5 protein-coding genes, 1 tRNA gene, 1 pseudogene and 1 riboswitch are annotated in these 9,086 nt (G+C 61.6%); of the genes and pseudogenes, 3 read left to right on the top strand and 4 right to left on the bottom strand.

The annotated features are described in order from the left end of the window. Window positions 1–318 (top strand): annotated as a pseudogene (locus NW863_RS01900) (hypothetical protein); the annotation flags it as partial. Window positions 319–328: 10 nt separating this feature from the next. Further along, complete coding sequence (locus tag NW863_RS01895; protein WP_414364087.1) at window positions 329–2,044, top strand: helicase HerA domain-containing protein; 1,716 nt, start codon at window positions 329–331, stop codon at window positions 2,042–2,044. Here NW863_RS01895 and NW863_RS01890 read toward each other — a convergent pair. The 4 genes from NW863_RS01890 to NW863_RS01875 all read right to left on the bottom strand — a co-directional run bounded on the left by NW863_RS01890 (window position 2,014) and on the right by NW863_RS01875 (window position 7,465). Continuing rightward, the gene (locus tag NW863_RS01890) at window positions 2,014–3,258 is read right to left on the bottom strand and encodes an FAD-dependent hydroxylase (RefSeq protein ID WP_414364073.1); all 1,245 of its coding nucleotides are present in this window, start codon (window positions 3,256–3,258) and stop codon (window positions 2,014–2,016) included. The genes NW863_RS01895 and NW863_RS01890 overlap by 31 nt on opposite strands. 6 nt (window positions 3,259–3,264) lie before the next feature. Then, window positions 3,265–4,254 carry a methyltransferase domain-containing protein gene (locus tag NW863_RS01885; RefSeq protein ID WP_414364072.1) on the bottom strand — a complete coding sequence of 330 codons (990 nt, stop codon included), beginning with the start codon at window positions 4,252–4,254 and terminating at the stop codon, window positions 3,265–3,267. Window positions 4,255–4,474: 220 nt separating this feature from the next. Beyond that, window positions 4,475–6,718 (bottom strand): 5-methyltetrahydropteroyltriglutamate--homocysteine S-methyltransferase, encoded by a 2,244-nt coding sequence (gene metE / locus NW863_RS01880; protein WP_414364071.1) that lies wholly within the window; start codon window positions 6,716–6,718, stop codon window positions 4,475–4,477. Between the two features lie 429 nt (window positions 6,719–7,147). After that, window positions 7,148–7,353, bottom strand: a riboswitch (cobalamin riboswitch). A 38-nt stretch (window positions 7,354–7,391) separates the two neighbouring features. Continuing rightward, window positions 7,392–7,465 (bottom strand) — tRNA-Arg (locus tag NW863_RS01875). Between the two features lie 289 nt (window positions 7,466–7,754). On the opposite strand from NW863_RS01875, the gene NW863_RS01870 reads away from it, so the two are divergent. Continuing rightward, window positions 7,755–9,077 carry a dihydroorotase gene (locus tag NW863_RS01870; RefSeq protein ID WP_414364070.1) on the top strand — a complete coding sequence of 441 codons (1,323 nt, stop codon included), beginning with the start codon at window positions 7,755–7,757 and terminating at the stop codon, window positions 9,075–9,077. Window positions 9,078–9,086: the final 9 nt, after the last annotated feature.

Below are 9,086 nucleotides of genomic sequence, written 5' to 3'. Positions count from 1 at the left end.
GGCTGTCACCAGCCGGCGGGGCGACAGCGCACCCAGTTGCTGGATAGCTACGAGGCGGTTCTGGCCTACGTCAAGCCAGGGGATCCCAACAGTGAGTTGATCGCTCCCCGCTGGACCCGCCGCCACGCCACCCTTCTCAACGCCAACAACCCCAACCGCCCTCAAGCCCGCGGCGGATCCCCCGAGATTGCCTACATCCAAGCCCGCGGGCTGCCCCTCTCCCGTCTGGGCTTTTGGACGCCGGAGGAGGTGGAGATTGTCCGCACCTGGATTGTGCAGGATGGCGCCCCCCGCACCAGCGCCCGTGCCCAGAACTAGTCTCACCGCCATGACCGCTTCCCAACCTTTGGCCACGGTGATTCAGGGATCCCTGAGTCGGGGCTTGGAAGCTCGCCTCAACCCTGGCGTTTCGGTAGAAGACCTGCGGGTGGGCAAGTTTGTGGTCATTCAAGGGGAGCGCCACCGCTTCTTTGGCCTGCTCACCGACGTTACGTTAGCAACCAGCAACCCCCAGATCTTGGTCAATCCCCCTCGTCCCGAAGAAACCCTGTTGCGAGAGGTCTTGGCTGGCAGCGGCACCTACGGGGTTATTGCCCTCACGCCAATGCTCATGTTGGTGCCGCGGCAGACGGAAGGGGAAAGGCTGTACCCCCTCATTGATCCCAACCGGCTAGAAGATGGCGGCCCAGCCCTTCCTGGTGCTGAGGCGATGGAGCTGCTGCCGGTGAAAACAGTGCCGGCCCACTTTTCCCAGGTGTACGAAGCGCGGGAGCTGGACTTTCGCACCGTCTTTGGCTGGGAAGAGGATCCAACTCGGCGCAACTTTGCCATCGGTCAGCCTCTGGACATGGCGGTGCCCATTTGTCTGGATTTGGATCGCTGGGTGGAGCGCAGCAACGGCATTTTCGGCAAGTCCGGCACCGGCAAATCCTTCCTGGCCCGCCTGCTCCTGGCGGGCATCATCCGCAAACGCGCGGCGGTGAACCTAATTTTTGATATGCACTCTGAGTATGGCTGGGAGGCGGCCAGCGAGGATAGGCAGGCCACCACTGTCAAGGGGCTGCGGCAGCTCTTCCCCGGCCAGGTACAAATCTATACCTTGGATCCCGATTCCACCCGGCGGCGAGGGGTGCGGGATGCCCGCGAACTGTTTATTGCCTACAACCAGATCGAGGTGGAAGATCTGGCCCTGTTGGCGGAGGAGCTCAACCTCTCCGAGGCCAGCCTGGAAAACGCCATTATCCTGCGCAACGAGTTTGGCCGCGACTGGATCAGCCGGCTCTTGAGCCTCTCCAACGCCGAGGTTCAAGAGTTTTGCGAACAGAAGATGGGCAACAAGGCCTCGATCCTGGCCCTGCAGCGCAAGCTGACCCGCCTCGACGACCTCAAGTACATCCGCAACAGCTTGCCCCACAACTACATTGGCGAGATCTTGGAGGCCCTCAGCCGCGGCATCCACGTGGTCATCGAGTTCGGATCCCAGTCCAACCTGCTCTCCTACATGTTGGCAGCCAACGTCATCACCCGCCGCATCCACCAGGCCTATGTGCAGCAGACAGAGCGGTACCTGCAGTCCAAAAATCCCCTCGACCGGCCCCGGCAACTGTGCATCACCATCGAGGAAGCGCACCGCTTTCTGGATCCGCGGGCGGCCAAGCAGACCATTTTCGGCACTATTGCCCGCGAGATGCGCAAGTACTTTGTGACACTGCTGGTGGTGGATCAGCGCCCTTCCAGTATCGACAGCGAGGTGATGTCGCAGTTGGGCACCCGCATCACGGCCCTCCTCAACGACGAGCAGGATATCGACGCTGTCTTTACTGGGGTAGCGGGCAGCCAGAACTTGAAAACGGTGCTGGCCAAGTTGGATTCCAAACAGCAGGCTCTGGTTCTCGGCCATGCCGTACCTATGCCGGTGGTGGTGCAAACCCGACCCTATGACGAAAAGTTCTACGCCCAGATCGCCGATCCCGACTGGTCCCAGGCCGCCGATGCGGAGGTGCTTTGGGCAGCTCAAAAGGCCAAGGAGGAACTGGGGCTGTAGGGAGAGCTTCCCCAGAGGCCAGTCATCAGGCGCAGCAAAAAGCGCCGCAGCGGTGGGAAGAGGATCATTCCTTGCAAGACCAAGCGCCGCAAGACCACTAGGGGCCAGTAGGAGTTGGAGAAAGTGCGGGTAAGTAAATCTGTGAAGAGTAGCACCAGCCAGTTTTCCCAGCGGCGCCGGCGGCCGTAGCGGCACAGGACTTTGACATCTCCCAGATCCTCGTGCCGTCTGTAAGCCTCCAGCAGTACCTGAGCCAAGGCAGCGGCATCGCGGATACCGAGGTTTAGCCCTTGGCCCGCCACGGGATGGCAGTGGTGAGCTGCATCCCCCACCAAGGCCAGGCGGTGCTGATAGTAGCGGCGGCTCTGGCGCAGACGGGCCGGGAAGACTTGGGGCGGGTTCAGCAAGGTAAGGCAGCCGCCCTGGACGCCGTAGTAGCGCTGCATCTCGGCCAAGAAGTCAGCCTGGGGGAGCGCCAGGGTAGCCTTGGCCTGCTCATGGGGCAGGATCCAGACCACTTGGCAGCGATTGCCGGGCAGGGGCAGGATGGCGAAGGGGCCAGCAGGCCAGAAGCGTTCGTAGGCAATGTTTTGGTGATCTTGGGCAGGGGCCACCAGGGCGGTGATACACGACTGCCAGTAGTCCCAGCCGTCGCTAGGGATCCCTGCCCCCTGGCGCACCTGGGAGCGCAGGCCGTCAGCAGCCACCACCAGGGAGGCGGCCAGCCGGCGTCGGCCTTGGGTCGTTTCCAGCTCCACCTCAGCCGCGGCCTTTCCATAAGTGACCCTCTCCACCCTGGCTTCGTAGTAGCAGGTGATCTGGGGATCCGCAGCCACCCGCTCCTGGAGCATCTGCTGCAGCCAGCCATGTTCACCACAGTAGAAAACTGCCGTTTCCCCCACATCCTCCGGCCTAAACGTCACCCGCTGGGGAGCGTTGGCGTCGGTCAGAATCACCTGGGCAAAGGGTGTGATGTGGGGAGCCAGCGCCTCCCACACCCCGATGGCCCGAAAGATGCGGATCGAGAGCGGCGAAAGGGCATAGGCCAAGGGGCGCTGCCTGACTGCCTCAGCCGACTGGGCCTCAATGAGGGCCAAGCGCAGGCCGGATCCCTGCAGGGCACAAGCTAGGGTTAAGCCCGCAATGCCGCCGCCAACGATGATCACGTCGTAGAGGGCGTCCAGAGTCTCCGGAGGGGGAGCAAGGAGCGTCATTGTCTTTTATTGGGTGCTGTAGCCAACTACTTCTGGGGAGGCGGAGTTTGCCGGCGTGGCGGCCCGCACCGCCCGGAACATGCCAAAGCGGCAGAGGCCAGTGCCGAAGGCCAGGCGCATGAGCAAGAAGGTGGGCACCTCCCGCAGCGACTTAATCAAGCCTACCAAGCCAAACTTCAGCAAGCCCTCGGGACGGACAATGCCCTGCCAGATGGAATCCAGCCAAGAAGGAAGGGTCTCTTGCGTCCAGTCGGCGGTTTCCACCTGCCCTTCCACCAGCCCGGTGGCTTGCAACTGTTCAGCAAACCCCTCGATGCTGGAAAAAGCGGGGTGCGACCACTGATCCAACAACTGCCGCATCACCAGCCGCTCCCAGAAGTTGAGGGGCTTTTGACGGTCGTCCCGCTGGTTCCAGTCCGCCACTACCAAGATGCCTCCCGGCTTGAGCACCCGCAGCATCTCGCTGGCGTAGCGGGCCTTGTCCGGCATGTGGGGCCCCGCTTCGATGGACCAGACCACATCAAAGCTGGCGTCGGGAAAGGGCAGATTGAGGGCATCCGCTACCTGAAACCGGACAGGGAGATCGGGGGGGGTGAGCTCTTGGGCCCGCTGCACCTGCTGCGGGCTGATGGTGATGCCGGTTACGACAAAGCCGTAGTCGCGGGCCAAGAGGCGACAACTACCGCCGATGCCGCAACCTACATCCAGCACCGTCGTCCCCGGCGGCAGCCGATCCAGCCCGCCCCAGCGCACCATCTCGTGGACAAAGTCGTACTTGGCTTGGATGAAGTTCTTCCGCCGCGGCGGGGATCCGTAGTGGCCGAGGTGAATGTGCTCGCCCCAGTAGAACTCCAGGATCCCATCGCGGGTCCACTCGTCGTAGGCGCGGGCTACCGATTCAGGAGATCGGTACTTGCGGGCGGTTAGCAGGTAGGCTGCCAGGCCCACGACCAGCAGCAGGACTAGGCCCCAAAAAACCCAAAGTGTCGGATTCATCAGAATGATGTCAATATGGCTGGAGACGACGACGATTATCGTTCCTTCGGTGGCAAGGGGGCAAGCAAGGGATCCCTCCCTGGGTCTGTCGATCCAGCGGAGTGACGAGACAATTCCATCTTGCCCTATTGGCCAGCCGCCAGGCGGGCTGGGGCTGTCGTAGCCCCAAATGGTCGGTTGCCGGCGGAGGGAGCGTTGGCCTGAGGGATCTCGCCGGGGGCTAGGTGGCCTGGAGCTCCTCCCTTAGGCGCTGAGTGGCTGCCACCATGTTCCTCAGGGCAGGGATCACCTCCTCCCAGCGGCGGGTTTTTAGGCCGCAGTCGGGGTTGACCCAGGTTTGTTCTAGCGGCAAGTGGGCCACTCCCAGGCGCAGTTGCTGGAGAATCTGCTCGGTGTCGGGCACCGCCGGGCTGTGGACGTCGTAAACGCCGTTGCCCACCTGGTGGCGATAGCCCGCTTGGGCGATCTGCAGCAAGGTTTTGTTGCTGCTGCGGCTGTTTTCGATCGAGAGAACGTCGGCGTCCAGCCGCTCGATGTGCTCGATGATGTCCCCGAACTCCGAGTAGCACATGTGAGTGTGGATCTGGGTTTCGGGCTTGGCCCCAGCGGTAGCCAGTCGGAAGGCCTCCACCGCCCAGCTTAAGTACTCCGGCCAGCGCTCTTTTTTCAAGGGTAGACCCTCCCGCAGCGCTGGCTCGTCCACCTGTACCATTACGGCTCCGGCAGCTTCTAAGTCGGCCACCTCTGCCCGCAGGGCCAAGGCAATTTGCAAGGCTTGCTCGCGGCGGGAAAGGTCAACGCGGGGGAAGGACCAGTTGAGCATGGTTACCGGCCCGGTGAGCATCCCCTTAACCGGCTTTTGGGTTAGAGATTGGGCCACCTTAAACTCCCGCACCGTCATGGAGCAAGGGCGAGACACATCGCCATAGAGAATGGGGGGACGCACGCAGCGGCTGCCATAGCTCTGCACCCAGCCGTGCTCGGTAAAGGCAAAGCCCTGCAGTTGCTGGGCAAAGTATTCCACCATGTCGGTGCGCTCGAACTCGCCATGCACCAGCACATCCAGGCCAATTTCTTCTTGAATGCGGATGCACCTAGCAATTTCGGCGTCGATAGCGGCCTCGTATTCGGCCTGGGAGATCTCGCCCTTTTTGTACTTGACCCGCCACTGCCGGACTTCGGGGGTTTGGGGAAAAGAACCGATGGTGGTAGTGGGCAGCGGTGGCAGCTTGACCTGCCGGCCTATACGCTGCTCGTAGGGAAGGGAGCGCTGGAAGTCCTGCGCCGTCAGGTTGGCCAAGGCCTGGCGCACCGCAAGGTTGGGGGGATTGAAGTCCTGGAAGGCCTGCCACTGCTGTTCCAGCTTGTTCTGCTGGGCAGCGGTGTCTTCGCCGTTGAGGGTGCGAGCGAGCAGAACCACTTCGGCCAGCTTCTGCTCGGCAAAGCTGAGAACATTCCGCAAAGGCTCTGGCAGGTGGGTTTCCAGAGCAGCGTCGTGGGGCACAAACTGGAGCGAGCAAGAAGGCTGCACCCGCAGGTTGGGGGCTAGGGCTTGCAGCTCTTGCAGAGTGGCCAGAACGGCCTTGGGCTGGATCTGCCAGACGTTGCGCCCGTCCACTACCCCCGCCCCTAGGATCTTATCGGCGGGGAAGCCGTGGGCTCTGACCAGTTCCAGGTTGTGGCCGCGGGTGAAGTCGAGGCTGAGGCCGGCTAGCGGCAGCTCCACCACCCAGGGGTAAGTCTCCCCCAAGTCGTCAAAGTAGGTAACCAAGTGGACAGGGATCCCCAACCGAGCCAGCCGGCGGTAGGTCTGCTCCACCGCTTCCCGGAGACTGTCGCCTTCGCTCGTCACCAAGATGGGCTCATGGACTTGCACTTCCCGGATTCCCAGTCGCTGCAGCTCCTGCAGCAGCTCCTCGTAGAGAGGAAGCAGCTTCTCCAGATCTCCCCGCAACTTGCCAGAGCGCTGGCTTAGAGCAAGAAGGGTAACCGGACTGAGGAGGACGGGGCTGGTGCGGTTTCCTAGGATCCCTTGCGCCCGCCGCACTGTGGCCAGGAAGTCATCGAAATGGGCCTGAGGGATCGCGTCGGCCTCAATTTCCGGCACCAGGTAGTGGTAGTTGGTGTCGAACCACTTGGTCATTTCCAAGGCGGGCAGGCCCTCCCGTCCCCGCGCCATGGCAAAGTAGCGCTCCAGGCCTGATAAGCTCTGAAACCGGGAGGGAATCAGCCCCAGCCAGGTGGCCCAGTCCAAAACATGGTCGTAGAGGGTTTGATCTCCTACTGCAATGTGGTCGATGCCAGCCTGAAGCTGTACCCCCCAGACCTGTGCCTCCAGCTCCTGGAGCGTTGCTGACAAGGCCTCCGCCTCCAGGGTGCCGCTCCAAAAGGCTTCCAGCGCTTTCTTCAGCTCGCGGCGCTTGCCCATGCGGGCATAGCCGAGGGTTTGGGTTTCGATGGCCATAAGGTACTGTCTCCTGAACTGAATTCGGTAAATGGAGGTTGCCGCCAGTTGGCTTTGTACAGCCGGTTGTCATCCAACCTAGGCAGCAAGAAATGGCCGCCGACATGCCTATCGGTGGGATCCCGGCAGAAGGTTTTCTCTAGGCCAGGAAACCTGCTGGAGCTGTCAAGGCGTTCCTCAACCTATCGGCTGGCCCACTCGGCACAGGAGGGTGCTTAGAGGACTCTTTTGCGCAACCAAAGCAAGAAAACGTCCTCCAAGAGTTAGCCGCCCCTGAGCCAACTGCTTAGCTCTCTTGTCCGCGCTTTTGACTTAGTGCCTACGCTCCAAGAGCGTCGAAAATCCGTAAGCAGGCTGATGAAAAAACTTCGGGACGGGAACGGGCCAACGTCAAAATGGGAAGCATATCTGTACCTCGCAGATATGGTGAACTGGGGAAAAACCGCCGGCGGGCATTCTGACTTGCTCAGTTTTGGAGGGGCTGGCTTGCGTCGTCAAGGGCTTTTGCAACAACAACTAGGGATCCCCGATCCAAAACCGGCTCACAGCTGCGGGACAGCGGCAGATTCTCACTGCACTTTCCCCGTTGCCTCTGACGGCTGATCCCCGTCAGAACCGGCAGTAGACTACATCCTACCACCAGCTTGGAGGAGCTAGTAGCTACTCACTTAGACGGGACTGGGCGGATTTGAACCGCCGACCTAGCGCTTAGGAGGCGCTTGCTCTATCCATCTGAGCTACAGCCCCAGGCAAAGAGAGAATGGAGCAAGGGAAACTGGGCAACACCTACCGATCTTAGACCCCCCAACTTAGATTACCAGAAAGAGCCGTCTAGACCTTTGCCTGGAAGCCAGCCGCAGCCGTGGAGGGGATGTTAAGTCAAAGCCCTTTTGCGCTGTCGCGACAGCGCGGAGTCGGAAGTGAGGTGCCGGATTGGCGGCCAGTCTTCCAAGGTATTTTGATACTTCCAAGGTATTTTGACAAAGTATTCTGAATAATATTCTGGCTGGGAAATTAGCGTTGTCTCGGGGGCGCTTTGTCTGACAGTCTGCTGATCCGCAATGCGGAGCTATTGGTGCCGGAAGGGGATCCCTGGCTGGGAGATGTGCTGGTGCGGGAGGGGCGCATTGCCCAAATCGGCCAGAGTCTCTCGGCAAAAAGGGTGGCTAGGGTTATCGACGCGGAGGGCCATACCCTCATGCCGGGGGTGATCGACCCCCAGGTTCACTTTCGCGAGCCGGGCCGGGAGCACAAAGAAGACCTACAGACGGGATCCTGGGCCTGCGCTCGCGGTGGCGTAACCAGCTTTCTGGAGATGCCCAATACGGATCCGCTGACGATCGACCAGGCAACGCTGGATGACAAGTTGGCCCGGGCCGCCAGCAAGTGCGTGGTCAACTACGGCTTTTTCATCGGGGCCACCGCCGATAACCTCAAAGAGCTGCAAACAGTGCAAGGGGCTTGCGGCATCAAGATCTTCATGGGATCCATGCATGGCCCCTTGCTGGTAGATGACCAAGCGGCATTAGAGCGGATCTTTGCCGAGACGGATCCCAATTTTGTTATCGCCGTCCACGCTGAAGATCACTCGCGGATTCAAGCCCGGCGGGCCCTCTTTGCCGGACGTACAGATGTGGCGGTTCACTCCCTGATTCAGGATGAAGAAGCCGCGCTGATTGCCTCGCAACGGGCTTTGGACTTGGCCACCCGCTACCGCCACCGCCTGCACATTTTGCACCTCTCCACCGGACTGGAGGTGGAGCTGCTGCGCCGGCACAAACCCGCCTGGGTTAGTGCCGAGGTCACCCCTCAGCACCTGCTGCTCAGCACCGCCGACTACGCCCGCCTGGGATCCCTCGTCCAGATGAACCCGCCGCTGCGGGATCCGGCTAACCTGAACCAGCTCTGGCAGGGGCTACACCACGGCATCCTTGATTGCATCGCCACCGACCATGCCCCCCACACTCTGGCCGAAAAGGCCCAGCCCTACCCCCACTCCCCCTCTGGCATGCCCGGTGTGGAGACGGCCTTGCCCCTGATGCTGACCGCAGCCCAGCAGGGCCGCTGTACCCTGCGCCAGGTGGTGCAGTGGATGTGCGAGGCGCCGGCCCGCCTCTACGGGATCCCCAACAAGGGGCGGCTGCAGGTGGGCTACGATGCCGATCTGGTATTGGTGGATCGCCACACGCCTCAGCCGGTGCGCCGGGAAGAGCTGCTCACCAAATGCGGCTGGAGCCCGTTTGAGGGCTGGGAACTGGTGGGCTGGCCGCTGCTCACAATTGTGGGCGGGCAGATCGCCTTTCAAAACGGTCAGGTGGATCCCTCGGTGCGCGGCCAGGCGCTAACCTTTCGGCGCTAGGGGGATCCC

The sequence above is a fragment of the Synechococcus sp. B60.1 genome (genome assembly GCF_047462555.1).
In the GTDB taxonomy this organism is placed as follows: Bacteria; Cyanobacteriota; Cyanobacteriia; order Thermostichales; family Thermostichaceae; genus Thermostichus.
The sequence above is the reverse complement of the archived record's forward strand: the minus strand, read 5'-3'. Positions and strand labels throughout refer to the sequence as shown.

Bases quoted from the DNA above. Each gene is read 5' to 3' on its own strand.
- NW863_RS01890 (WP_414364073.1), bottom strand. From the start codon at position 3,258: ATGACGCTCCTTGCTCCCCCTCCGGAGACTCTGGACGCCCTCTACGAC.
- NW863_RS01895 (WP_414364087.1), top strand. From the start codon at position 329: ATGACCGCTTCCCAACCTTTGGCCACGGTGATTCAGGGATCCCTGAGT.
- NW863_RS01885 (WP_414364072.1), bottom strand. From the start codon at position 4,254: ATGAATCCGACACTTTGGGTTTTTTGGGGCCTAGTCCTGCTGCTGGTC.
- metE (WP_414364071.1), bottom strand. From the start codon at position 6,718: ATGGCCATCGAAACCCAAACCCTCGGCTATGCCCGCATGGGCAAGCGC.